Origin of the sequence: Aeromonas sp. s3 (genome assembly GCF_040907805.1) — a bacterium.
GTDB lineage: Bacteria > Pseudomonadota > Gammaproteobacteria > Enterobacterales > Aeromonadaceae > Aeromonas > Aeromonas dhakensis.
In genome coordinates, this window is the sequence record NZ_JBFOCQ010000032.1 from 108,409 (window position 1) to 131,485 (window position 23,077).

Consider the following 23,077-nt stretch of genomic DNA (forward strand, 5'->3'; position numbering starts at 1 on the left):
CTGACCCCAACAGAGTGAACAGGATCTTGAGTCTAGATGAGCGTATCGGTAGAGCGGTTTGGTCAGGGTCCCGATCTGGTGCTGTTGCACGGATGGGGGATGAATGGCGCGGTCTGGCACGGAATTGTGCCGGCCCTGGCGGCTCGCTATCGCGTCCATCTGGTGGATCTGCCCGGCTTTGGCAACAGCCCGCTGGCGGGTGAGGTCGAGTACAGTCTGCCCTGGCTGGCGGAACAGGTTGCTGCCATCCTGCCGGAGAGGTGCCATTTGTTGGGTTGGTCCCTCGGTGGTCTGGTGGCCAGCCAATTGGCCTTGAACTATCCCGAGCGACTGCACTCTCTCATCACTGTGGCCAGCTCACCCTGTTTCATGGCCCGCGACGAGTGGCCGGGGATCGCCCCCAAGGTGCTGACCGGGTTCAACCAGATGTTGGCGGGGGACTTCAAGCAGACCATAGAACGTTTCCTGGCGATCCAGGCCATGGGCAGCGAACATGCCAGAGATGACATCCGTCAGCTGCGCCACTGGCTGGCGGAGCGGCCCGCTCCACAGCTGGCCGCGCTGGAGGCGGGGCTCGATTTGCTGGCCGATGTCGATCTGCGCGATGAGCTGGTGCAGTTGAACCTGCCTTGGCTGCGGGTCTACGGTCGGCTGGATTCGCTGGTGCCCAAAGCCTCCATTCCTCTGCTGGACGAGCGCTACCCGGCCAGCCGCAGTGTGGTGCTGGAAAAGGCCTCACATGCGCCCTTTATTTCTCATCCACAGCAGTTCATTGAAATCGTTGAACATTTTGTAGGTTGAAAAATAGCCAATTTGCTTCATTAATCCTCTGGGGTGACGGATAATTAATCCAGTGTCAGAGGAGAATTGTCATGCGTATAGATTCTGCGTTGAACAGCGGTGTACAGGGGTTCCAGCGTGCGGAGCAGATCGCCGACAAGGCATCCAATCAGATCGCCAGGCTCAACACCCCGAGCGGTGACAAGGTACAGTTGCCCGAGGAACTGGTGAACCTCAAGAGTGCCGAGGTACAGGCCGGTGCCTCCGCCAAGGTGATCCAGACCGCCAGCGACATGATGGGAACCCTGATCGACATCCGGGTGTGACATGAACATCAATGTCAGTCTGCCGACCATCATTCCCAACCAGCTGCAACCGCAGACGGAATCGGCACGCACTGACAATCGCCGCGCAGCCCTCATCCCCCAGAGCCGCCAGACCGAGGCCTTCAATGCCGAGCCCGAGGTCGGCTCCCAGAAAGACAAATCCAGATCCACTCAGGCCAATGCCAATCAGACCTCCCAGCAGGCACGGGAGGGCTCCCAGACCGGCAACCCGCAGGCTGCCGTCGACAACCGTTTCGTCGAGGCCACCGGTGAAGACGGCCAGCGCAACAAGCAGCAGGATCCCAAACAACAAGAACAGCAGCAGAAACAGGAGCTGCAGGTCAAGGAGCTGGCAGACAGGGATCAGGAGGTGCGAACCCACGAGCAGGCGCATCAGATCACTGGCGGTCAGTATGCCGGCAGCCCGACCTACCAGTTTGCCATGGGGCCGGATGGCAAGCGCTATGCCACCGGTGGCGGCGTTTCCATCGACATCAGCGTCATTCCCGGCGACCCCAGAGCCACCATCGCCAAGATGCAGCAGGTACGTGCCGCCGCACTGGCGCCAGCACAACCCTCCTCCCAGGACCTGAGTGTGGCAAGGAGTGCCGCGGCCAAGGAGGCACAGGCCCGCAAGGCGCTGATCTCCTCCGATCCGGACTCCACCTTGAAGGCCGATGGCAGTGCCAAGACCGGGGTGTTGAATGGCTACATGGAGCAGCGCAACCAGGTCATCGCCCAGCGCTATCAGCAGGCGGTCAAGCCAGCGACTCCGCAGAGCTTCAACCTGAGCGTCTGAGCCTGGCAATTCCCCCTGTTTTTCCCCCGCACGCGACTATTTGCAACTACTCTGAGGGGTAATCCCATCCACACTCACAGGAGTCGTCATGCACTTTGATGAAGTCAAACCGGAAGATTTTGCCACCTTCTCCCGTGTCCCTCCGCCGCACCTCCAGATGGAGCAGTTTTTGATGCAGCTTGGTGGGGGCGGTACCGAAGGCACCCATTTCAAGAAAAAGGTGATGCTGGCGGCAGGGTGGAGTCATACCGGCGTCGTCTCTTATGGCAAATATCCACAAGAGGCCTGCAAGGCATTCAACCGGCTGCGGGAGGTGCTGGCGGCCCATCAGGAGGCTGACGCCATTCTGAGCGCTCTGGCCGAGTGAGGCGGCTGCACCACCGGCACAAAAAAGCCCCTCGCGGGGCTTTTTGCATTATGGGGACTTATTTCTTCAGTTTGGAGAGGGCGGCGGCGAAGGCGTTGCCCATGGCGCCGTCGGTCGGGGCGTTCTGACGGGGGGCCTGTTTCGGCTTGGCGTTGTTGCCGGTGTGGCGCGGCTCGGCCGGTTTGCGCGCCGGCTGGCCGGCCTTCTCATCCAGACGCATGGTCAGGCTGATGCGCTTGCGCGGTACGTCCACCTCCAGCACCTTGACCCGGACGATGTCGCCGGCCTTGACCACCTCGCGAGGATCCTTGACGAAGCGATCGGTCAGGGAGGAGATGTGCACCAGGCCATCCTGATGGACGCCGATGTCGACGAAGGCGCCGAAGTTGGTGACGTTGGTGACCACCCCTTCCAGTACCATCTCGGGCACCAGATCGCTGATTTTCTCCACCCCTTCCTTGAAGGTAGCGGTCTTGAACTCGGGGCGCGGGTCACGGCCCGGCTTGTCCAGCTCGCCGATGATGTCGGTGACGGTGGGCACGCCGAACTGCTCGTCCGTGTAGTCGGCGGGTTTGAGGGTGCGCAGCAGGCTGCTGTTGCCGAGCAGGCTGTCCACGGTCTGCTCCAGCTTGACGAGGATCCGCTCCACCACTGGGTAGGATTCCGGGTGTACCGCCGAGCCGTCCAGCGGGTTGCTGCCGCCACGAATGCGCAGGAAGCCGGCGCACTGCTCGAATGCCTTGGGGCCGAGCCGGCTCACTTTCAGCAACTGCTGACGGTGCTGGAAGGCGCCGTGTTCGTCGCGGTAGGCGACGATGTTCTGGGCCAGGGTCTGGGAGAGGCCGGAAACCCGGTTGAGCAGGGCGACCGAGGCGGTATTCACATCCACCCCGACCGCGTTCACGCAATCCTCGACCACCGCATCGAGCCGGCGGGCCAGCTGGCTCTGGCCGACGTCGTGCTGATACTGGCCGACGCCGATGCTCTTGGGGTCGATCTTGACCAGCTCGGCCAGCGGATCCTGTAGCCGGCGGGCGATGGAGACGGCGCCGCGCAGGGAGACGTCGAGATCCGGGAATTCCTGGGAGGCGAGCTCGGAAGCGGAGTAGACCGAGGCCCCCGCTTCACTCACCACGATCTTCTGCGCCTTGGCGGCCGGGTAGCGCTCGAATAGGTCGCTCACCAGGCGGTCGGTTTCCCGCGAGGCGGTGCCGTTGCCGATGCTGATGAGTTCGACCTTGTGCTTCTGGCACAGCTCGCTCAGGGTCTTGAGACTCTGGTCAACCTGGCGCTTGGGTTCGAACGGATAGATGGTCGCGGTATCGACCAGCTTGCCGGTGGCATCCACCACGGCCACCTTGACCCCGGTACGGATGCCGGGATCCAGCCCCATGGTGCAGCGCATGCCGGCCGGTGCTGCCATCAGCAGATCCTTGAGGTTCATGGCGAACACCTTGATCGCCTCCTCTTCCGCCGACTCGCGGATGCGGCCAATGAGCTCGGTCTCCATCTGCAGCGACAGCTTGATCTTCCAGGTCCAGCTCACCACCCCCTGCAGCCACTTGTCGGCCGGGCGACTTTGCAGGTTCAGTCTGAGGTGATGGGCGATGATCCCCTCGCAGGGGCTGGCGCTCTCGTCGTCACCGGTGACCAGCGCCAGGTTGAGGATCCCCTCGTTGCGGCCGCGCAGCATGGCCAGCACCCGGTGGGAGGGGGCCTTGTGCAGCGGCTCGTCGTGCTCGAAGTAGTCCTTGAATTTGGCCCCTTCCTGCTCCTTGCCGGCCACCACGCGGGCGCGCAGGGTGGCGTTTTGCCACACATAGTCCCGCAGCTTCTCAAGGAGATCCGCCTGCTCAGCGAAGCGCTCCATCAGGATGTAGCGGGCACCGTCGAGGGCGGCCTTGTTGTCGCTGATCCCCTGCTCGGCATTGAGGAAGCGGGCCGCCTCCTGTTCGGGATCTTTCATCGGGTCGCTCAGCAGCAGGTCGGCCAATGGCTCCAGCCCCGCCTCGATGGCCATCTGCCCCTTGGTGCGGCGCTTGGGTTTGTAGGGGAGGTAGAGATCTTCCAGCCGGGTCTTGCTGTCGGCCTCGTTCAGCTCGCGAGCCAGCTCGGGGGTCAGCTTGCCCTGCTCTTCGATGGAGCGCAGGATCACCTGGCGGCGATCCGCCAGTTCGCGCAGGTAACCGAGGCGGCTTTCCAGGGTGCGCAGCTGGCTGTCGTCCAGACCGCCAGTCACCTCTTTGCGGTAACGGGCGATGAAGGGGACGGTGGCGCCTTCGTCCAGCAGGCGAACGGCGGCCTGCACCTGTTCCGGGCGGGCATTCAGCTCACCGGCAATCTGATGTTCTATTACGTGGCTTTGCATCGAGGGTCTCTGTAGTCGGGTCCAGAACAACGGGCTGGCGCGAGGGCGATGTCGCCGGGCAAGAGGCTGTCAGGGCGGTACTCAAGGTATCAGCCGGGCCACTGCCGCGCGGGCCGGTTGGCGCCGCAAGGCGCCGGGTGTGAGCACTATATGGGCTCGGGCAGCGGGATGCCAGCTCTGGTAGAGAGGGCTGTGTCCGCCCTGGATGAGAGGCGGAGCAAACCCATGCTGGCTGTGGTAGCCGGTTGGCAGGGCAGGTGGCTGTGGCGTGACAGCGGCTTATTTGGGATAGCTGATCTCATTGATGTACCAGCAGGCGTCACCGACTGGCGTACGCACTATGGCCTCGTCACCCACCTCTTTCTTGAGCAGGGCGCGGGCCATGGGGGAGTCGATGGAGATGTAATCCTTGCGCTCGAAGATTTCGTCATAGCCGACGATGCGAAAACGCTTGGTCTCTCCCTCCTCGTTTTCCACCTCGACCCAGGCGCCGAAGAAGACCTTGCCCTCCTGGGCGGGGGAGTAGTCGACGATCCCCAGCTCCTCGAGGCACTTGCGCAGGTAACGGACCCGCCGATCGATCTCCCGCAGCCGCTTCTTGTTGTACTGGTAATCCGCATTCTCGCTGCGATCGCCGAGACTGGCCGCCCAGGCCACTTTGCGGGTGGTCTCGGGGCGCTCCTCGCGCCAGAGGAAATCGAGCTCCTGTTTGAGCTTGTTGTAGCCTTCACGGGTGATCAACTTGGTCTTCATGGAGGGTCCCTGTGTCGATGGGGCGGATGAGCCTCTTATGGCTCGGCAGATCTTATCCGCTGTCGCCTTGCTGTCGAGCAAAAACTGGCGGGCCAGATGACGCTGGGGGCAGGGGAAAAGAGGCGTCATGCCGGCAGCACGGGCAATAACCGGTAACATATTTATGCTTTGCCGTTACGAGTCCGGGCTCTAGTATTGGCAGCATATCGAGAGGAGAGGCAAGCAATGAGTCAGCAATACAAGGTTCTGGTCGTCGACGATGATTTGAAATTACGTTCCCTGCTGGAGCGCTACCTGACCGAACAGGGGTTCGTTGTTCGGGGCGTCGCCAATGGCGAACAGGCCGACCGCCTGCTGACCCGAGAGAACTTCAGCCTGATGGTGCTCGACCTGATGCTGCCGGGGGAAGACGGCCTCTCCATCTGTCGCCGCCTGCGCGAGGCTGGCAACCAGATCCCGGTGCTGATGCTGACCGCCAAGGGGGATGAGGTGGACCGCATCGTCGGCCTCGAGATGGGTGCCGATGATTACCTGCCCAAGCCGTTCAACCCTCGTGAGTTGCTGGCCCGGATCCGCGCCGTGTTGCGCCGCCACACCGTCGAGTTGCCGGGCGCCCCCTCTACCGCCGAGAAGGTGGTGAGCTTTGGCAGCTACCAGCTCAACCTGGCGACCCGCGAGTTGAGCCGCGATGGCGATCCGGTGGCACTGACCAGCGGTGAGTTCGCCGTGCTCAAGGTACTGGTGAGCCATCCGCGCGAGCCTCTCTCCCGCGACAAGCTGATGAACCTGGCCCGCGGTCGCGAATATACCGCCACCGAGCGCAGCATCGACGTGCAGGTCTCCCGCCTGCGCCGCCTGCTGGAGCAGGATCCGGCGCAGCCCCGTTATCTGCAGACCGTCTGGGGTCTTGGCTATGTGTTCGTGCCGGACGGTGACGGCGAATGAAGAAAGTGAGCAGCATGTTCTCCCGCATGCTCTGGTTTTTGGCCGCCGTGCTGGTGGTCTATCAGTTTGTCTCCTATGCCACCTTCTACAACTATCTGCTGGCGCCGACCGTCAAGCAGATCAGCCACCTGCTGGCCAATCAGGTCAAGCTCATCTTCCCGGTCGAGAGCAATCAGCTGGCGCTCAGTGAAGATGCCGAGGCGCTGGTCTACGTGGCGACCGGCAGCGACATCTATACCCAGACCGAGGCGGAGCAGCACGGGCTCAAGGAGTCCAAGCCCTACACCTATCTGGAAGAGAGCATCAGTCGCGAGCTGGGGGGCAAGACCAAGGTGCGGGTCGAGATCCAGGACCACTACATCATCTGGATCCAGCCGCCCCAGGCCAACAAGGTGTGGGTGCGCATCCCGCTGACCGAGATCGAGGATGACGACATCGAGCCGCTGATCCTCTACATGAGCGTGCTGCTGGTGGTGACCCTGTTCGCGGCCTGGCGGTTTGCCCGCCAGCTGGTGCGGCCGCTGGAGGAGCTGGAGGCGGGGGCCGTGGCGGTTGCTCGCGGCAACTTCCCCGATGCGCTGGGGGAGCAGGGCTCGCGGGAGGTGCGCCGGCTGACCCGCACCTTCAACCACATGTCGAGCTCCATCAAGAGCCTTATCGAAGAGCGAAACATGATGATGGCGGGCGTTTCCCACGATCTGCGTACGCCGCTGACCCGTATCCGGCTGGCGACCGAGATGATGTCCTCCGGGGATGAGTATCTCAAGGAGAGCATCAACGCTGACATCGACGAATCCAACGGCATCATCGACCAGTTCATCGACTACATTCGCCCGGACGAGGGGCTGGATACCCAGCCGGTGGACCTGACCCAGCTGATCCATGATGTGCTGCTGGTGCAGACCGATCAGGGGCTGGAGGTGGAGCTCGAGCTGCCAGCCGAAGCGGTGCGGGTCGCCTGCAATCCCATCAGTATCCGGCGCATCCTCAACAACCTGTCGGGCAATTCGTTGCGCTACGGGGCGAGCCGGCTGCAGGCCGAGCTCAAGGATGACGGTCACTGGGTCAGGCTGCGCTTGTCGGATGACGGCCCCGGCATTCCGGAACAGGATTACTACCGGGTACTCAAGCCCTTCACCCAGGGCAACGAGGCGCGTACCGGCAGCGGCAGTGGGCTGGGGCTGGCCATCGTCGCCAAGATCGTCTCCCAGCATCACGGCACCATCAGGCTGGGGCGTGCCGAGCAGGGGGGCTTGCTGGTGGAGATCCGGCTGCCCAAGAACCAGCCGCTGGAGTGGATTGATTGAACGAAGGGCGCATCCATGGATGCGCCCTTCTGCATTGTCAGGCCTGCGGCTCGGTTGCTTTGCGGTAACGCTTGCCGTATTTCAGCTGCTGGATCAGCAGGGCGGCGACGATGAGCGCCAACCCGATGGGGGTGGCCGGGTGAATTGTCTCGCCGATCAACAGGTTGAGCAGTACCAGCGAGGCAAAGGGCGAGATGAAGATGAGGTTGCTGATGGGCGCCGTGTTGGTGGCGTGGCGTAGCGCCATCAGCCAGAGCACGAAGCCGAAGCCCATTTCGAATAGCCCGACATAGATGGCGCCGGCCCACCCCTGCCAGGCGGTCATGGCAAAGTCCGAGAGCAGCCAGGTTGCCGCAATGATGAAGGGCAAACTGATGATGAAGCCGAGCAGCAGGCTGACGATGGGGTCGCCCTGGTTGCGGGTGTTGAGGATCCAGTAGCCGGCCCAGATGAGGGTCGACACCAGCGCCAGCGTCACGCCGAGGGGGCTGTCGAACTGCAGACCGAACACATCCCCCTTGGTGGCGATCACCAGAGCACCGAAGTAGCCCAGCACGATGGCCACCCCGTCGCGGCGGCGCAGCTTCTGGCCGAGGAAGGGGACGGCCAGCAGACTGAGGGTGATGGCCCAGGTGTAGTTGAGGGTCTGCGCCTGCTGGGCGGGCAGCAGATCATACGCCTTGAACAGCAGCAGGTAATAGAGGAAGGGGTTGAGCACCCCCAGCGCCAGATAGTAGAGGGGGCGGCCCTTGATGTAGCTGAGCAGCAGTGGCAGTTTGCCCTGACAGGCCACGATCACCCCCAGCGTCAGGGTCGAGGTGCAGGCCGCGACCAGCAGCAGCTGCACCGGCTCGAAGTAGGTGAGGGAGATCTTGAAGGCGCTGGCCACCGTCGACCAGAGGGCGACGGCGCAGAGGCCATATTGATAGGCTTTTTTCTGATCTTTGAGCATGAGAAATCGTTCCGGTGATCAAGGCTGTGGCACAGTCTACCAGCCTGTTTGCAACATTGTCGTTACCCGCGCCGGACGGGGGATCATGTGGCGGCGGCAGAGATCCATCCGTCACATAAAATTGTGCACATTCTGTTCGCCCTCCCTTGCGCAAATTGAAAAAATCCGTATAATCCCCTCCGCTTACCCATGAGGTAAGCCAGACGATATGTCTGCTTGCTGAGTTTTTCGCTTGCGAAGGCCAGCCATACAGTCTCCCCGATATGGGGAGAAACGTGAAAAATCACACCTCTGGCGGGAGTCATCTCGGTCGGAAGGTGTTGATTTATGTTCTTTTATCTATTGGAGCTCTGTCAATGCAGAACCAAAGAATCCGTATCCGCCTGAAGGCTTTTGATCATCGCCTGATCGATCAATCCACTGCGGAAATCGTTGAAACTGCTAAGCGCACTGGCGCGCAGGTTCGCGGTCCTATCCCGCTGCCGACTCGCAAAGAGCGTTTCACCGTTCTGATCTCCCCGCACGTCAACAAAGACGCGCGTGATCAGTACGAGATCCGCACTCACAAGCGTCTGGTAGACATCGTTGAGCCGACTGACAAGACCGTAGACGCTCTGATGCGTCTGGATCTGGCAGCTGGTGTAGACGTCCAGATCAGCCTGGGTTAATTACGGAAAGAGGTTGATAACAATGACAATCGGTCTTGTAGGTCGCAAAGTGGGTATGACTCGCATCTTCACTGAAGATGGCGTTTCTATCCCCGTGACTGTTATCGAAGTTGAAGCTAACCGTGTAACTCAGGTCAAATCTGTAGAAACCGACGGCTACAACGCTATTCAGGTTACCACTGGCTCCAAGAAAGCTAGCCGCGTAACCAAGCCGGAAGCTGGCCACTTCGCCAAAGCTGGTGTAGAAGCCGGTCGCGGTTTGTGGGAATTCCGCCTGAACAACGGTGAAACTTTCACTGTTGGTAGCGAGCTGAAAGTAGATCTTCTCGCTGACGTTAAGCTGGTAGACGTTACCGGCACATCCAAGGGTAAAGGTTTTGCCGGTACTGTTAAGCGCTGGAACTTCCGCACCCAGGATATGACCCACGGTAACTCTCTGTCCCACCGTGTACCTGGCTCCATCGGTCAAAACCAGACCCCGGGCCGTGTATTCAAGGGCAAAAAGATGGCTGGTCACATGGGTGCTGAGCGTGTAACGACTCAGAACCTGGAACTGGTTCGTGTTGACGCTGAACGCAACCTGCTGCTCATCAAAGGCGCAGTACCGGGTGCAACCAACGGCAACGTGATCGTTAAACCTGCCGTCAAAGCGTAACGTCTGAGGAGATAGTAATGGAATTGGTAATGAAAGACGCCAAGAGCGCTCTTGAAGTTTCCGAGACTACCTTCGGGCGCGAATTCAACGAAGCTCTGGTTCACCAGGTTGTCGTTGCTTATGCCGCTGGTGCCCGTCAGGGTACTCGTGCGCAGCTGACTCGCTCTGAAGTGTCTGGTGGCGGCAAAAAGCCGTGGCGTCAGAAGGGTACTGGTCGTGCCCGTGCTGGCTCCATCCGTTCGCCCATTTGGCGTTCCGGTGGTGTGACTTTTGCTGCTAAGCCGCAAGATCACAGCCAGAAAGTAAACAAGAAGATGTACCGCGGCGCTATCCGTAGCATCCTGTCCGAGCTGGTACGTCAAGAGCGCCTGATCGTTGTTGAGAAGTTCGGCATCGAAGCTCCGAAAACCAAAGAACTGATCGCCAAGCTGAAAGAAATGGAACTGTCTGACGTTCTGATCGTGACTGCTGAAGTCGATGAGAACCTGTTCCTGGCTGCTCGTAACCTGTACAAAGTTGACGTGCGTGACGTTGCCGGTATCGACCCGGTCAGCCTGATCGCTTTCGACAAGGTTCTGATGACTGCTGACGCAGTTAAGCAAATCGAGGAGATGCTGGCATGATCCGTGAAGAGCGTCTGCTGAAAGTTCTGAAGGCTCCGCACATCTCTGAAAAGAGCACCATGGTCGCAGAAAAGCAGAACACTATCGTGTTCAAAGTTGCTGTTGATGCCACCAAGGCGGAAGTCAAAGCTGCAGTTGCGAAACTGTTCGAGGTCGAAGTTGAGACCGTCCGTACCCTGAACATGAAGGGTAAGACCAAGCGCGCAGGTGCACGCGTAGGCCGTCGTTCCGATTGGAAAAAGGCTTATGTGACCCTGAAAGCTGGTCAGGACATCGACTTCATGGGCGCAGCCGAGTAAGAGGAGTTCTGAAAAATGGCAATCGTTAAGTGCAAGCCTACTTCTCCGGGCCGCCGCCACGTCGTCAAGATCGTCAACCAAGACCTGTACAAGGGCAAGCCCTTTGCAGCTCTGCTGGACAAGAAAGACAAGTCCGGTGGTCGTAACAACAACGGCCGCATCACCACCCGTCACATCGGCGGTGGTCACAAGCAACACTACCGTATCGTCGACTTCAAGCGCGACAAAGACGGTATCCCGGCTAAAGTAGAGCGCCTGGAATACGATCCGAACCGTACCGCAAACATCGCCCTGGTGCTGTATGCAGACGGTGAGCGTCGTTACATCCTGGCTCCGAAAGGCCTGAAAGCTGGTGATGCAATCGCTTCTGGTGCTGATGCCGCAATCAAGGTAGGTAACACCCTGCCGATGCGCAACATCCCGGTCGGTTCTACCGTTCACGCTGTTGAGATGAAGCCTGGTAAAGGTGCCCAGCTGGCTCGTTCCGCTGGTACTTTCATCCAGATCCTGGCTCGTGAAGGTAACTATGTAACTCTGCGTCTGCGTTCCGGCGAAGTACGTAAAGTTCTGGCCGAGTGCCGCGCCACCATCGGTGAAGTTGGTAACTCCGAGCACATGCTGCGTCAACTGGGTAAAGCCGGTGCAAACCGCTGGCGTGGTATTCGTCCGACCGTTCGCGGTATGGCGATGAACCCGGTAGACCACCCGCACGGTGGTGGTGAGGGTCGTAACAAGGGCATGCAGCCTGTGTCCCCATGGGGCCAGAAGGCTAAAGGCTTCAAGACCCGTAAGAACAAGCGTACCGACAAGTACATCGTACGTCGTCGTAACAAGTAATTGTTAACATAGAGGAATCACCATGCCACGTTCTCTCAAGAAGGGTCCATTTATCGACCTGCACTTGCTGAAGAAGGTAGAGAAAGCGGTGGAAAGCGGGGATAAAAAGCCGGTTAAGACCTGGTCCCGTCGTTCAATGATCATCCCGAACATGATCGGTTTGACCATCGCTGTCCATAATGGTCGTCAGCACGTTCCGGTTTTCGTTACCGAAGAAATGATCGGTCACAAACTGGGTGAATTCGCACCTACTCGTACTTATCGCGGCCATGCTGCTGATAAGAAGGCTAAGAAGCGCTAAGGGATAAATGATGGAAGCTATCGCTAAACACCGTTATGCCCGTACTTCTGCCCAGAAAGCTCGTCTGGTAGCCGATCAAGTACGTGGTCTGTCCGTAGACAAGGCTCTGAACATCCTGACCTTCAGCCCGAAAAAGGCTGCAGTTCTGGTGAAGAAAGTGCTGGAATCTGCCATTGCAAACGCTGAGCACAACGAAGGCGCCGACATCGACGCCCTGCGTGTTGCTACTATCATGGTCGACGAAGGTCCCTCCATGAAGCGCATCCGTCCTCGTGCCAAAGGTCGCGCGGATCGTATCCTCAAGCGTACCGCTCACATCACCGTAGTGGTATCCGACGCTAAGGCTGGGAGATAAGCAATGGGTCAGAAAGTACATCCTAATGGCATTCGCCTGGGTATTACCAAGCCTTGGAATTCTACCTGGTTCGCGAACACCAAAGACTTCGCTGACAACCTGTACAGCGATTTTCAAGTACGCCAGTTCCTGACCAAGGAACTGAAAAACGCGTCCTTGTCCAAGATCACCATCGAGCGTCCGGCCAAGAGCATCCGTGTGACCATTCACACCGCTCGTCCGGGTGTTGTGATCGGTAAGAAAGGCGAAGACGTTGAAAAACTGCGCAAAGCTGTAGCCACTATTGCTGGCGTGCCTGCTCAGATCAACATTTCCGAAGTCCGCAAGCCGGAGCTGGATGGCAAACTGGTTGCCGACAGCATCACTTCCCAGCTGGAGCGTCGCGTAATGTTCCGTCGTGCTATGAAGCGCGCCGTACAAAACGCCATGCGCCTGGGTGCCAAGGGCATCAAGGTGGAAGTTTCCGGTCGTCTGGGCGGCGCTGAAATCGCGCGTACCGAATGGTACCGTGAAGGTCGTGTGCCCCTGCACACCCTGCGTGCCGACATCGACTACGCAACTTCTGAAGCCCACACCACTTACGGTGTGATCGGCGTTAAAGTTTGGATCTTCAAGGGCGAAGTTCTGGGCGGTCTGGCTGCTGTCAACGCTGCCGCTGCTCAAGAGCAAGCTCCTGCGAAGCCCAAGCGTGACAACAAGCGCCGCGCTGCCAAGTAAGGAGATTCGGTAAATGTTGCAACCAAAGCGTACTAAATTCCGCAAGACCCACAAGGGTCGTAACCGCGGTCTGGCCAACTCTGGTAACGAAGTATCCTTCGGTACCTTTGGCCTGAAGGCGACATCCCGTGGCCAGCTGACTGCTCGTCAAATCGAAGCAGCCCGTCGTGCCATGACCCGTCACGTTAAGCGTCAGGGTAAGATCTGGATCCGTGTGTTCCCGGACAAGCCGATTACCGAAAAGCCCCTCGAAGTTCGTATGGGTAAAGGTAAGGGTAACGTGGAATACTGGGTTTGCCCGATCCAGCCTGGCAAGGTTCTGTACGAGATGGACGGTGTACCTGAGGCTCTGGCGCGTGAAGCGTTCGCCCTGGCCGCAGCCAAGCTGTCTGTTCAGACCACTTTCGTAATTAAGACGGTGATGTGATGAAAGCCCAAGATCTGCGTCAAAAGAGCGTCGAAGAACTGAACCAGGAGCTGCTGGGCCTGCTGCGCGAGCAATTCAACATGCGCATGCAAGCTTCCACCGGCCAGCTGGCTCAGACTCACACTCTGAAACAAGTGCGTCGTGACGTCGCACGTATCAAGACTGTACTGACTGAGAAGGCAGGTGCGTAATGACTGATAAAATCCGTACTCTGCAGGGTCGTGTAATCAGCGACAAGATGGACAAGTCCATCACCGTCGCCATCGAGCGCAAGGTAAAGCACCCGATCTACGGTAAGATCATCAAGCGCACTACCAAGCTGCACGTGCATGACGAAAACAACGAATGCAAAGCTGGCGACCTCGTGGAAATCCGCGAATGCCGCCCGCTGTCCAAGACCAAGTCCTGGACCCTGGTTGCCGTTGTAGAAAAGGCCTAATCGGTACTTTGTAGTCTAAACGGCCCCTTGACGGGGCCGTTTGTTTTTTAGGCTACCTTTTCTAAAAATCCTGTGTTATAGTTTCGCGCCTTTTGAAGGCAGCCAGATCCCGAGAGGGATAAGAAGTAAACAAAGCGGAGCACTAAGATGATCCAGATGCAAAGTATGCTGGGTGTTGCCGACAACTCCGGCGCTCGCAGTGTAATGTGTATTAAGGTTCTGGGTGGTTCGCACCGCCGTTACGCCGGCATCGGCGACATCATCAAGGTTTCCATCAAGGAAGCTATTCCTCGCGGTAAAGTGAAGAAAGGTGATGTGTATAACGCGGTGGTCGTACGCACCCGTAAAGGCGTTCGTCGTCCGGACGGCTCTGTCATCCGTTTCGACAACAATGCGGCTGTGTTGCTTAACAACAACCAGCAGCCGATCGGTACTCGTATTTTTGGCCCGGTGACCCGTGAACTGCGTAATGAGAAGTTCATGAAGATTGTGTCCCTGGCACCCGAAGTACTGTAAGGAGTCGAACGATGGCAGCTAAAATCCGTCGCGAAGACGAAGTGATTGTTCTTACCGGCAAAGACAAGGGCAAGCGTGGCAAAGTCACTCAAGTTCTGATTGCTAAAGGTAAGGTAATCGTGGAAGGCATCAACCAGGTGAAGAAACACCAGAAGCCAGTACCCGCACTGGGTCAGGCTGGCGGTATCGTCACCAAAGAAGCCCCCATCGATGTATCTAACGTAGCGCTGTTCAACTCTGCCACTGGCAAAGCTGACCGCGTTGGTTTCCGGATTGAAGACGGCAAAAAAGTTCGCTTCTTCAAATCCACCGGCGAACTTGTGAAGTAATTGGAGTTTAACGATGGCGAAACTGCATGATTACTACAAATCAGATGTAGTAAATGAACTGACCAAGCAGTTCGGTTACAAGACTATCATGCAAGTCCCTCGGATCGAGAAAATCACCCTGAACATGGGTGTTGGTGAAGCGATCTCTGACAAGAAATTGCTGGAAAATGCTGCTGCCGATATGGCTGCCATTTCCGGTCAGAAGCCGCTGATCACCAAAGCTCGCAAATCTGTTGCGGGCTTCAAGATTCGTGAAGGCTACCCGATAGGTTGTAAAGTAACCCTGCGTGGCGAGCGTATGTGGGAGTTCCTGGAACGGCTGATTTGCATCTCCGTACCGCGTATCCGTGACTTCCGTGGCCTGAACGCTAAAGCGTTCGACGGTCGTGGTAACTACTCCATGGGCGTGCGTGAGCAAATCATCTTCCCGGAAATCGACTATGACAAGGTCGATCGCGTTCGTGGTCTGGATATCACCATCACCACTTCCGCGAATACCGATGAAGAAGGCCGTGCTCTGCTGGCTGCCTTTAACTTCCCATTCCGCAAGTAAGGTTAGGGTTATGGCTAAAACATCCATGAAAGCACGTGAAGTAAAGCGTGCGAAGCTGGTAGCCAAGTACGCGACCAAGCGTGCCGAGCTCAAAGCTATCATCGTTGATATGAACGCTTCTGAAGAAGCGCGTTGGGATGCTGTTCTGCAACTGCAACAGCTGCCCCGTGATTCCAGTCCGTCCCGTCAGCGTAACCGTTGCAACATTACTGGTCGTCCGCACGGTTTCCTGCGTAAGTTTGGTCTGTCCCGCATCAAGGTGCGTGAGCATGCCATGAAGGGCGAAATTCCGGGCCTGAAAAAGGCCTCTTGGTAAAGAATCTCGGGAGTTAGACTATGAGCATGCAAGATCCGATCGCGGATATGCTGACCCGCATCCGTAACGGTCAGGCGGCGAGCAAAGTTGCGGTTTCCATGCCTTCTTCCAAGCTGAAAGTGGCTATTGCCAAAGTGCTGAAAGAAGAAGGTTACATCGCTGGCTACTCCGTAGCTGGTGACGTGAAACCGGAACTGGAAATTGAACTGAAATATTTCCAGGGCAAGCCGGTTGTAGAACTGATCCAACGCGTGAGCCGTCCCGGCCTGCGTATTTACAAGCGCACTACTGATCTGCCGAAAGTTATGGGCGGTCTCGGTGTTGCTATCGTGTCCACGTCTAAAGGTGTGATGACTGACCGTGCTGCCCGTAAAGCAAGCATGGGCGGTGAGATCATCTGCTACGTCGCTTAATAGGAGGTAGGAAATGTCTCGTGTTGCTAAGGCACCCGTCACTATTCCTGCTGGCGTAGAGGTGACTCTGAACGGCCAGGAACTGTCCATCAAAGGTGGTAAAGGTTCCCTGGTTCGCTCTATTCACGCCGGTGTAGAAGTGACCAAAGAAGACAATGTACTGAAGTTCGCCCCGCGCGACGGCATCGCTGGTGCTGACGCTCAGGCCGGTACTGCCCGTGCATTGGTCAACAACATGGTAATCGGTGTTACCCAAGGCTTCGAGCGCAAGCTGCAGCTGGTTGGTGTAGGTTATAAAGCCTCCATCAAGGGCAATGCTGTTGCGCTGGCTCTGGGCTTCTCTCACCCGGTAGAGCATGCGCTGCCGGCTGGTGTGACCGCTGAGTGCCCGACTGCCACAGAAATCGTTCTGCGTGGTGTCGACAAGCAGCTGGTTGGCCAAGTCGCCGCCGATATCCGTGCTTACCGCGCTCCGGAGCCCTACAAGGGCAAGGGTGTACGCTATGCCAACGAGCAAGTGCGTACTAAAGAAGCTAAGAAGAAGTAAGGTAACACTATGGACAAGAAAGCAGCTCGTCTCCGTCGTGCTACTCGTGCTCGGAAAAAGATGCAGGAACTGGGAGCTACCCGTCTGGTTGTTCACCGTACCCCGCGTCACATCTATGCGCAGGTTATTGCAGCCAACGGTTCCGAAGTTCTGGCCTCTGCTTCCACAGTAGAGAAGGCCATCAGTGAAGCTCTGAAATACACCGGTAACGCAAATGCTGCTACCGCTGTAGGTAAGGCTATCGCCGAGCGTGCCATTGCCAAAGGCGTTCAGAACGTATCTTTCGATCGTTCCGGTTTCAAGTATCACGGTCGCATCGCTGCTCTGGCAGCTGCTGCACGTGACGCTGGTCTTCAGTTCTAAGCTAGGAGTCGAAGATGGCTAAAGTCGAATCTCAAGCCGGCGAACTGCAAGAAAAGCTGATTGCAGTAAACCGTGTTTCGAAAACTGTTAAAGGTGGTCGTATCATGTCCTTCACCGCGCTGACCGTGGTGGGTGATGGTAACGGCCGTGTAGGTTACGGTTACGGTAAAGCCCGTGAAGTTCCGGCCGCTATTCAAAAAGCGATGGAACAGGCTAAGCGTAACCTGAACAAGGTTGAGCTGAACAACGGCACCCTGCACCACCCGGTGAAAGGTGTTCACTCCGGTTCCACCGTGTTCATGAAGCCGGCCTCTCAAGGTACTGGTATCATCGCAGGCGGCGCTATGCGTGCCGTTCTGGAAGTTGCTGGTATCCACAACGTGCTGGCTAAGACCTACGGTTCCACCAACCCAATCAACGTTGTTCGCGCCACTGTAGACGCTCTGGTTCAGGGTCAATCCCCGGAACAGATCGCTGCCAAGCGTGGTCTGCGCGTTGAAGAAATTCTGGGGTAATGCGACATGGCTAACACTGTAAAAGTAACTCAAACTCGCAGCTCTATCGGCCGTCTGCCAAAGCACAAGGCGACTCTGCGTGGTCTGGGTCTGCGTCGCATTGGTCACACCGTTGAGCTGGAAGATACTCCCTGCGTACGCGGCATGATCAACCAGGTTTATTACATGGTTAAGGTGGAGGGCTAAGCATGCGTCTGAATACTCTGTCTCCGGCCGCTGGTTCCAAGCGCGTTAAGCACCGTCCGGGCCGTGGTATCGGTTCTGGTCTGGGCAAGACCGGTGGTCGTGGTGTTAAAGGTCAAACCTCTCGTTCCGGTGGCGGCAAAGTCCGCAACGGTTTCGAAGGCGGCCAGATGCCTTTGAAAATCCGTCTGCCGAAGTTCGGTTTCTTCTCTCGCAAATCTTTGGTTTCTGCCGAAGTACGCCTGAACGAAATCGCCCTGGTAGAAGGTGATGTGGTCGACGTGAGCACTCTAAAGCAAGCCGGTGTTATTACCAAAAACATCGTGTTCGCTAAAGTTGTTCTGTCTGGCAACATTGACCGTGCTGTGACCGTTCGTGGTCTGTCCGTCACCAAGGGTGCACGTGCAGCCATCGAGGCCGCTGGCGGTAAAATCGAGGAATAATCAGTACAATGGCTAAGAAACCAGGATTGGATGTTAAAGCACAGGGTGGTCTGAGTGAACTGAAGAGCCGTCTGCTCTTCGTTCTCGGGGCGATTATCGTTTTCCGTGCAGGCTCTTATGTGCCGATTCCTGGTATTGACGCCGCCGTACTGGCCGAGTTGTTCCAACAACAGAAGGGCACCATCATTGAGATGTTCAACATGTTCAGTGGTGGTGCACTCTCGCGTGCTTCTATTCTTGCGCTGGGGATCATGCCGTACATTTCGGCCTCGATCATTATCCAGCTGCTGACTGTGGTTCACCCCGCTCTTGCTGAACTCAAGAAAGAAGGTGAATCCGGCCGTCGCAAGATTAGCCAATATACCCGTTGGGGCACGCTGGTTTTGGGAACTTTCCAGGCCATTGGTATTGCAACCGGTCTGCCGAATATGATGCAGGGACTCGTGACTCATCCGGGTTTGGGCTTCTATTTCACAGCCGTTGTGAGTCTGGTCACCGGTACCATGTTCTTGATGTGGTTGGGTGAGCAGATTACCGAGCGTGGGATTGGTAATGGTATCTCGTTGATTATCTTCACAGGTATCGTTGCTGGTCTGCCTCATGCCATTGGCGCTACGGCCGAACAGGCACGTCAAGGGGAATTGCACATCCTGCTGTTGTTGTTGCTGGGCTTGATTGTTTTCGCAGTGACTTACTTTGTGGTGTTCGTGGAGCGTGGTCAGCGTCGTATCGTCGTTAACTATGCCAAGCGTCAACAAGGCCGCCAGGTATTCGCAGCGCAAAGCACACACCTGCCGTTGAAAGTAAATATGGCCGGTGTGATTCCTGCGATTTTCGCATCCAGCATCATCCTCTTCCCGGGGACCATTACCTCTTGGTTTGGTCAGGGCGAGGGCAAGGTCGCCGATATCCTGCAACAGGTCTCTATGGTCCTGCAGCCGGGTCAGCCCTTGTATGAGATGCTCTATGCAGCAGCCATTATCTTCTTCTGCTTCTTCTATACCGCGCTGGTGTTCAACCCCCGCGAGACAGCAGATAACCTGAAGAAGAGTGGAGCCTTTATCCCGGGGATCCGCCCGGGCGAGCAGACAGCACGTTATATCGATAAGGTTATGACCCGCCTGACATTGGCAGGTGCGCTCTATATAACCTTTATCTGTCTGGTACCCCAGTTCCTGATGACTGCCTGGAACGTTCAGTTCTATTTCGGTGGCACCTCGCTGCTGATTATTGTGGTAGTTATCATGGACTTCATGGCTCAGGTTCAGACCCATATGATGTCTCATCAATATGGCGACGTCCTGAGGAAGGCCAACCTGAAGGGCTACGGCCGCTAAAGGTCGGCGTAGTTACGGAGTTAAGCAATGAAAGTTCGTGCTTCCGTTAAGGCAATCTGCCGTAACTGCAAAATCATCAAGCGTCACGGTGTGGTGCGTGTGATTTGCAGCGAGCCAAAGCATAAACAGCGCCAAGGCTAATTTTTTACGGTTAGTACTTGCAACAAATAGTTGTGCTGGCTAATATAGCCAGCCAACTTTTGTTGTGTATTGGTTGACCGCCACGTATCCGCTCACGGGCTTTGTGGTGGTCGTAATCTACTATATGTAGGAGTGAATAGTGGCCCGTATCGCTGGCATTAACATTCCTGACCATAAGCATGCAGTCATCGCTTTGACTGCTATTTATGGCGTCGGTCGTACCCGCTCCAAGGCCATCTGTGCCGCAGCCGGTATCGCTGAGAATGTGAAAATTAAAGACCTGGACGAAGCTCAGATCGAGAGTCTGCGTGAACAAGTAGGTAAATTCACCGTTGAAGGTGACCTGCGTCGTCAGATTTCCATGAACATCAAGCGATTGATGGATCTGGGTTGCTACCGTGGTTTGCGTCACCGTCGTAGCCTGCCTGTTCGTGGTCAACGTACCAAGACCAACGCTCGTACCCGCAAGGGTCCGCGCAAGGCTATCAAGAAGTAACGGGAAGGTAGAAAATGGCTAAAACTCCGACTCGTGCTCGCAAGCGCGTTAAAAAGCAAGTGAGCGACGGTATTGCGCACGTTCATGCATCTTTCAACAACACAATCGTGACCATTACTGACCGTCAGGGCAACGCTCTGTCTTGGGCTACTTCTGGTGGTTCCGGTTTCCGTGGTTCTCGTAAGTCCACCCCGTTCGCTGCTCAGGTAGCTGCCGAGCGCGCTGGTGAGATGGCCAAAGAATATGGCGTGAAGAACCTGGAAGTCATGGTTAAAGGTCCGGGTCCCGGTCGTGAGTCTTCCATCCGCGCTCTGAACGCGGCTGGTTTCCGCATCACTAACATTACTGATGTGACTCCGATCCCGCACAACGGTTGTCGTCCTCCCAAGAAGCGCCGCGTGTAACGCTGTAGCTACTTGGTCTAGGATTGTTGGAGAAAGAAGATGGCAAGATATATCGGTCCTAAGCTTAAGCTTAGCCGTCGTGAGGGCACCGACCTCTTCCTGAAGTCTGGTGTTCGTGCGATTGATTCTAAGTGCAAGATTGACACCGTTCCTGGTCAACACGGTGCGCGTAAAGCGCGTCTGTCTGACTACGGTGTTCAGCTGCGCGAGAAACAAAAAGTTCGTCGTATCTACGGCGTATTGGAAAAACAGTTCCGCAACTACTACCGCGACGCTGCCCGTCAAAAGGGTAACACCGGTGAAAACCTGTTGCAGCTGCTGGAAGGTCGTCTGGACAACGTCGTCTACCGCATGGGCTTCGGTGCTACCCGCGCTGAATCTCGTCAGCTGGTGAGCCACAAGGCCATCATGGTAAACGGTCGCGTTGTGAACATTCCTTCTTTCCAGGTTTCCCCTGAGGACGTGATCTGCGTTCGTGAGAAGGCTAAGAAGCAAGCGCGTATCAAAGCGGCCCTTGAGGTTGCTGGTCAGCGCGAGAAGCCGACTTGGGTAGAGGTTGATGCCGCTAAAATGGAAGGTGCTTTCAAGCGTCTGCCAGAGCGTTCCGACCTGTCTGCCGACATTAACGAACAGCTGATCGTCGAGCTTTACTCCAAGTAAAGCTAGCTTCTAAAGAGAGGACACAATGCTGGGTTCTGTAACAGATTTTCTTAAACCGCGGCTAGTTGACATCGAGCAAGTTAGCCCGACTCATGCGAAAGTGACTCTTGAGCCACTCGAGCGTGGCTTTGGTCACACGCTGGGCAACGCCCTGCGTCGTATTTTGCTGTCTTCTATGCCCGGTTGTGCAGTTACTGAAGTCGAAATTGACGGTGTACTGCATGAGTACAGCAGCAAAGAAGGTGTACAGGAAGACATTCTTGAAATCCTGCTCAACCTGAAAGGTATCGCTGTGAAGCTGGAAGGCAAGGACGAGGTAACTCTGTCCCTGACCAAGTCTGGAACAGGCCCCGTTACCGCTGGTGATATCACTCACGGTGATGAAGTCGAGATCGTAAACCCGGAGCACGTAATCTGCCACCTGACTGGTGCCAATGCTGAAATCAGCATGCGCCTGAAAGTTCAGCGCGGTCGTGGTTATGTGCCTGCTTCTGCTCGTGTTCACAACGATGATGAAGAGCGTCCTATCGGTCGCCTGCTGCTGGACTCCGCGTTCAGTCCCATCGTTCGTATTGCCTACAATGTTGAGGCAGCACGGGTTGAACAGCGTACCGACTTGGACAAGCTGGTCATCGACATGGAGACCAATGGTACCCTGGATCCTGAAGAAGCCATCCGTCGTTCTGCCACTATTCTGGCCGAGCAACTGGAAGCCTTCGTGGATCTGCGCGATGTCAGCGTGCCCGAGAAGAAAGAAGAGAAACCCGAGTTTGATCCGATTCTGCTGCGTCCTGTCGATGATTTGGAGCTGACAGTTCGTTCTGCGAACTGTCTGAAGGCAGAAGCTATCCACTATATTGGTGATCTGGTACAGCGTACCGAAGTTGAGTTGCTTAAGACTCCTAACCTCGGTAAGAAGTCCCTGACTGAGATCAAGGACGTGTTGGCCTCCCGTGGTCTGTCTCTTGGCATGCGCCTTGAGAACTGGCCGCCCGCCAGCATCGCTGACGAGTAATCCAGATTACGGGTTTCACAGATTTAGTTAGAAGGATAAGGTCATGCGCCATCGTTTGAGTGGTCGTCAACTGAACCGGAACAGCAGCCATCGTCAGGCTATGTTCCGCAACATGGCCAGCTCCCTGGTTCGTCATGAGATCATCAAGACGACTCTGCCTAAGGCAAAAGAGCTGCGTCGTGTAGTTGAACCGCTGATCACCCTTGCCAAGACTGATAGCGTTGCTAATCGTCGCCTGGCATTTGCCCGTACTCGCGATAACGCGATCGTGGCTAAGCTGTTCAATGAACTGGGCCCGCGCTACCTGGAGCGCGCCGGCGGTTATACTCGCATTCTGAAATGCGGTTTCCGTGCTGGCGACAACGCCCCTATGGCTTACATTGAGCTGGTAGACCGCCCGGCCGCTGCTGAAGCAGCTGCTGAGTGATAAAAGAAAAAGCCGGGCTTGTCCCGGCTTTTCTTTTAGTTGATTCTGATACTGCCTCAACTGCCTCAACTGCCTCAACTGCCTCAACTGCCTCAACTGCCTCAACTGCCTCAACTGCCTCAACTGCCTCAACTGCCTCAACTGCCTCAACTGCCTCAACTGCCTCAACTGCCTCAACTGCCTCAACTGCCTCAACTGCCTCAACTGCCTCAACTGCCTCAACTGCCTCAACTGCCTCAACCTTGTTCCGGGACCGGTCAAGGTCTGCAGCTTTATATGTGATGTCTGTTAGCGCACGACATCCAGTTAGGTAGATATGAAGATCTTTGCTTCTTGTTACGCAAGAAGGGCGCTGAGATAGGTCAATCTCATCATTTCTGTGGATAAGTTTGTATAAAAGCTGTGTTTGGATATGAATAACTAAAAAAGTGCAGTTTTTTGCAATTTTATTGCAGGGGAGGGGTTGCCAGAACGAATTCACTCCCTATAATGCGCCTCCAT

Annotated in this window: 38 protein-coding genes; 34 read left to right on the forward strand and 4 right to left on the reverse strand. The window is 56.6% G+C overall.

All coding sequences use genetic code 11. From position 1 onward, the window contains the following. Positions 1–36: 36 nt before the first annotated feature. The 4 genes from bioH to AB5Y98_RS18150 all read left to right on the forward strand — a co-directional run bounded on the left by bioH (position 37) and on the right by AB5Y98_RS18150 (position 2,272). A complete protein-coding gene (gene bioH, locus AB5Y98_RS18135) occupies positions 37–801 on the forward strand; it encodes a pimeloyl-ACP methyl ester esterase BioH (protein WP_368232418.1) in 765 nt (254 codons plus the stop codon). 71 nt (positions 802–872) lie between these two features. After that, on the forward strand, positions 873–1,106 hold the full coding sequence (locus AB5Y98_RS18140) for a flagellar basal body rod C-terminal domain-containing protein (RefSeq protein WP_005307918.1): 234 nt from the start codon (positions 873–875) through the stop codon (positions 1,104–1,106). A 1-nt stretch (position 1,107) separates the two neighbouring features. Then, positions 1,108–1,905, forward strand: a complete 798-nt coding sequence (locus tag AB5Y98_RS18145; RefSeq protein WP_368232420.1) for a putative metalloprotease CJM1_0395 family protein — start codon at positions 1,108–1,110, stop codon at positions 1,903–1,905. Positions 1,906–1,993: 88 nt separating this feature from the next. Further along, complete coding sequence (locus tag AB5Y98_RS18150) at positions 1,994–2,272, forward strand: hypothetical protein (protein WP_005307922.1); 279 nt, start codon at positions 1,994–1,996, stop codon at positions 2,270–2,272. Between the two features lie 58 nt (positions 2,273–2,330). Here AB5Y98_RS18150 and AB5Y98_RS18155 read toward each other — a convergent pair whose 3' ends face one another. Both AB5Y98_RS18155 and greB read right to left on the reverse strand, forming a co-directional pair. Further along, on the reverse strand, positions 2,331–4,640 hold the full coding sequence (locus AB5Y98_RS18155) for a Tex family protein (protein WP_368232421.1): 2,310 nt from the start codon (positions 4,638–4,640) through the stop codon (positions 2,331–2,333). 279 nt (positions 4,641–4,919) lie between these two features. Then, positions 4,920–5,393 carry a transcription elongation factor GreB gene (gene greB, locus AB5Y98_RS18160; protein ID WP_011704309.1) on the reverse strand — a complete coding sequence of 158 codons (474 nt, stop codon included), beginning with the start codon at positions 5,391–5,393 and terminating at the stop codon, positions 4,920–4,922. A 225-nt stretch (positions 5,394–5,618) separates the two neighbouring features. On the opposite strand from greB, the gene ompR reads away from it, so the two are divergent. Next, positions 5,619–6,338 carry a two-component system response regulator OmpR gene (gene ompR, locus AB5Y98_RS18165; RefSeq protein ID WP_005307934.1) on the forward strand — a complete coding sequence of 240 codons (720 nt, stop codon included), beginning with the start codon at positions 5,619–5,621 and terminating at the stop codon, positions 6,336–6,338. Then, the gene (envZ, locus tag AB5Y98_RS18170) at positions 6,335–7,645 is read left to right on the forward strand and encodes a two-component system sensor histidine kinase EnvZ (protein ID WP_010635419.1); all 1,311 of its coding nucleotides are present in this window, start codon (positions 6,335–6,337) and stop codon (positions 7,643–7,645) included. The genes ompR and envZ overlap by 4 nt, the downstream gene beginning before the upstream one ends. 37 nt (positions 7,646–7,682) lie before the next feature. On the opposite strand, the gene AB5Y98_RS18175 is transcribed toward envZ, so the two are convergent. Continuing rightward, positions 7,683–8,597: a DMT family transporter gene (locus AB5Y98_RS18175; RefSeq protein ID WP_368232423.1), complete on the reverse strand. Its 915-nt coding sequence runs from the start codon at positions 8,595–8,597 to the stop codon at positions 7,683–7,685. Positions 8,598–8,953: 356 nt separating this feature from the next. Here AB5Y98_RS18175 and rpsJ point away from each other — a divergent pair, with 356 nt between their 5' ends. The 28 genes from rpsJ (at position 8,954) to rplQ (ending at position 22,576) form a co-directional block, all read left to right on the forward strand. Then, on the forward strand, positions 8,954–9,265 hold the full coding sequence (gene rpsJ / locus AB5Y98_RS18180) for a 30S ribosomal protein S10 (RefSeq protein ID WP_005307944.1): 312 nt from the start codon (positions 8,954–8,956) through the stop codon (positions 9,263–9,265). Positions 9,266–9,287: 22 nt separating this feature from the next. After that, entirely contained in the window at positions 9,288–9,920 is a 633-nt protein-coding gene (gene rplC / locus AB5Y98_RS18185; protein WP_005307947.1) for a 50S ribosomal protein L3, read from the forward strand. 17 nt (positions 9,921–9,937) lie between these two features. Further along, positions 9,938–10,543, forward strand: coding sequence for a 50S ribosomal protein L4 (rplD, locus tag AB5Y98_RS18190; RefSeq protein WP_005307949.1), 606 nt, complete (start codon positions 9,938–9,940; stop codon positions 10,541–10,543). Then, positions 10,543–10,842, forward strand: coding sequence for a 50S ribosomal protein L23 (gene rplW / locus AB5Y98_RS18195; RefSeq protein WP_342690021.1), 300 nt, complete (start codon positions 10,543–10,545; stop codon positions 10,840–10,842). Before rplD ends, rplW begins: the two co-directional genes overlap by 1 nt. Before the next feature lie 15 nt (positions 10,843–10,857). Continuing rightward, a complete protein-coding gene (gene rplB / locus AB5Y98_RS18200; protein ID WP_005307957.1) occupies positions 10,858–11,679 on the forward strand; it encodes a 50S ribosomal protein L2 in 822 nt (273 codons plus the stop codon). Between the two features lie 22 nt (positions 11,680–11,701). Then, positions 11,702–11,980, forward strand: a complete 279-nt coding sequence (gene rpsS / locus AB5Y98_RS18205; protein WP_005307960.1) for a 30S ribosomal protein S19 — start codon at positions 11,702–11,704, stop codon at positions 11,978–11,980. Between the two features lie 10 nt (positions 11,981–11,990). Further along, positions 11,991–12,335, forward strand: a complete 345-nt coding sequence (rplV, locus tag AB5Y98_RS18210; protein ID WP_005319741.1) for a 50S ribosomal protein L22 — start codon at positions 11,991–11,993, stop codon at positions 12,333–12,335. Between the two features lie 3 nt (positions 12,336–12,338). Further along, complete coding sequence (gene rpsC, locus AB5Y98_RS18215) at positions 12,339–13,052, forward strand: 30S ribosomal protein S3 (RefSeq protein ID WP_005307962.1); 714 nt, start codon at positions 12,339–12,341, stop codon at positions 13,050–13,052. A gap of 13 nt (positions 13,053–13,065) precedes the next feature. Then, positions 13,066–13,479: a 50S ribosomal protein L16 gene (gene rplP / locus AB5Y98_RS18220; RefSeq protein ID WP_005307963.1), complete on the forward strand. Its 414-nt coding sequence runs from the start codon at positions 13,066–13,068 to the stop codon at positions 13,477–13,479. Further along, entirely contained in the window at positions 13,479–13,670 is a 192-nt protein-coding gene (gene rpmC, locus AB5Y98_RS18225) for a 50S ribosomal protein L29 (RefSeq protein ID WP_005307965.1), read from the forward strand. Before rplP ends, rpmC begins: the two co-directional genes overlap by 1 nt. Beyond that, the gene (rpsQ, locus tag AB5Y98_RS18230) at positions 13,670–13,918 is read left to right on the forward strand and encodes a 30S ribosomal protein S17 (RefSeq protein ID WP_005307966.1); all 249 of its coding nucleotides are present in this window, start codon (positions 13,670–13,672) and stop codon (positions 13,916–13,918) included. Before rpmC ends, rpsQ begins: the two co-directional genes overlap by 1 nt. 147 nt (positions 13,919–14,065) lie before the next feature. Continuing rightward, positions 14,066–14,434, forward strand: coding sequence for a 50S ribosomal protein L14 (gene rplN / locus AB5Y98_RS18235; RefSeq protein WP_005307975.1), 369 nt, complete (start codon positions 14,066–14,068; stop codon positions 14,432–14,434). An 11-nt stretch (positions 14,435–14,445) separates the two neighbouring features. After that, entirely contained in the window at positions 14,446–14,763 is a 318-nt protein-coding gene (gene rplX, locus AB5Y98_RS18240; protein ID WP_005307977.1) for a 50S ribosomal protein L24, read from the forward strand. A 13-nt stretch (positions 14,764–14,776) separates the two neighbouring features. Continuing rightward, positions 14,777–15,316 (forward strand): 50S ribosomal protein L5, encoded by a 540-nt coding sequence (rplE, locus tag AB5Y98_RS18245; protein WP_005307978.1) that lies wholly within the window; start codon positions 14,777–14,779, stop codon positions 15,314–15,316. A gap of 10 nt (positions 15,317–15,326) precedes the next feature. Beyond that, on the forward strand, positions 15,327–15,632 hold the full coding sequence (rpsN, locus tag AB5Y98_RS18250; RefSeq protein WP_005307979.1) for a 30S ribosomal protein S14: 306 nt from the start codon (positions 15,327–15,329) through the stop codon (positions 15,630–15,632). Between the two features lie 20 nt (positions 15,633–15,652). Then, positions 15,653–16,045, forward strand: coding sequence for a 30S ribosomal protein S8 (gene rpsH, locus AB5Y98_RS18255; RefSeq protein WP_005307980.1), 393 nt, complete (start codon positions 15,653–15,655; stop codon positions 16,043–16,045). A gap of 13 nt (positions 16,046–16,058) precedes the next feature. Continuing rightward, a complete protein-coding gene (rplF, locus tag AB5Y98_RS18260; RefSeq protein ID WP_005307981.1) occupies positions 16,059–16,592 on the forward strand; it encodes a 50S ribosomal protein L6 in 534 nt (177 codons plus the stop codon). Positions 16,593–16,601: 9 nt separating this feature from the next. Beyond that, the gene (gene rplR, locus AB5Y98_RS18265) at positions 16,602–16,955 is read left to right on the forward strand and encodes a 50S ribosomal protein L18 (protein WP_336291938.1); all 354 of its coding nucleotides are present in this window, start codon (positions 16,602–16,604) and stop codon (positions 16,953–16,955) included. Between the two features lie 14 nt (positions 16,956–16,969). Beyond that, on the forward strand, positions 16,970–17,470 hold the full coding sequence (gene rpsE / locus AB5Y98_RS18270; protein WP_005307983.1) for a 30S ribosomal protein S5: 501 nt from the start codon (positions 16,970–16,972) through the stop codon (positions 17,468–17,470). A gap of 6 nt (positions 17,471–17,476) precedes the next feature. Then, on the forward strand, positions 17,477–17,656 hold the full coding sequence (rpmD, locus tag AB5Y98_RS18275) for a 50S ribosomal protein L30 (RefSeq protein ID WP_005307985.1): 180 nt from the start codon (positions 17,477–17,479) through the stop codon (positions 17,654–17,656). A 2-nt stretch (positions 17,657–17,658) separates the two neighbouring features. Beyond that, a complete protein-coding gene (rplO, locus tag AB5Y98_RS18280; RefSeq protein WP_005307987.1) occupies positions 17,659–18,096 on the forward strand; it encodes a 50S ribosomal protein L15 in 438 nt (145 codons plus the stop codon). A gap of 8 nt (positions 18,097–18,104) precedes the next feature. After that, positions 18,105–19,433 (forward strand): preprotein translocase subunit SecY, encoded by a 1,329-nt coding sequence (secY, locus tag AB5Y98_RS18285; RefSeq protein WP_005307989.1) that lies wholly within the window; start codon positions 18,105–18,107, stop codon positions 19,431–19,433. A 27-nt stretch (positions 19,434–19,460) separates the two neighbouring features. Beyond that, entirely contained in the window at positions 19,461–19,574 is a 114-nt protein-coding gene (rpmJ, locus tag AB5Y98_RS18290; RefSeq protein WP_005319705.1) for a 50S ribosomal protein L36, read from the forward strand. 139 nt (positions 19,575–19,713) lie between these two features. After that, complete coding sequence (gene rpsM, locus AB5Y98_RS18295; RefSeq protein ID WP_005307991.1) at positions 19,714–20,070, forward strand: 30S ribosomal protein S13; 357 nt, start codon at positions 19,714–19,716, stop codon at positions 20,068–20,070. Positions 20,071–20,084: 14 nt separating this feature from the next. Further along, positions 20,085–20,474, forward strand: coding sequence for a 30S ribosomal protein S11 (rpsK, locus tag AB5Y98_RS18300; RefSeq protein ID WP_005307993.1), 390 nt, complete (start codon positions 20,085–20,087; stop codon positions 20,472–20,474). Between the two features lie 39 nt (positions 20,475–20,513). Further along, the gene (gene rpsD / locus AB5Y98_RS18305) at positions 20,514–21,134 is read left to right on the forward strand and encodes a 30S ribosomal protein S4 (RefSeq protein ID WP_005307996.1); all 621 of its coding nucleotides are present in this window, start codon (positions 20,514–20,516) and stop codon (positions 21,132–21,134) included. Positions 21,135–21,159: 25 nt separating this feature from the next. After that, entirely contained in the window at positions 21,160–22,149 is a 990-nt protein-coding gene (gene rpoA, locus AB5Y98_RS18310) for a DNA-directed RNA polymerase subunit alpha (protein WP_005307997.1), read from the forward strand. A gap of 43 nt (positions 22,150–22,192) precedes the next feature. Further along, positions 22,193–22,576, forward strand: a complete 384-nt coding sequence (gene rplQ / locus AB5Y98_RS18315; protein WP_005307999.1) for a 50S ribosomal protein L17 — start codon at positions 22,193–22,195, stop codon at positions 22,574–22,576. On the opposite strand, the gene AB5Y98_RS18320 is transcribed toward rplQ, so the two are convergent. Then, positions 22,518–23,057: a hypothetical protein gene (locus tag AB5Y98_RS18320; protein WP_368232425.1), complete on the reverse strand. Its 540-nt coding sequence runs from the start codon at positions 23,055–23,057 to the stop codon at positions 22,518–22,520. The genes rplQ and AB5Y98_RS18320 overlap by 59 nt on opposite strands. Positions 23,058–23,077 lie beyond the last annotated feature (20 nt).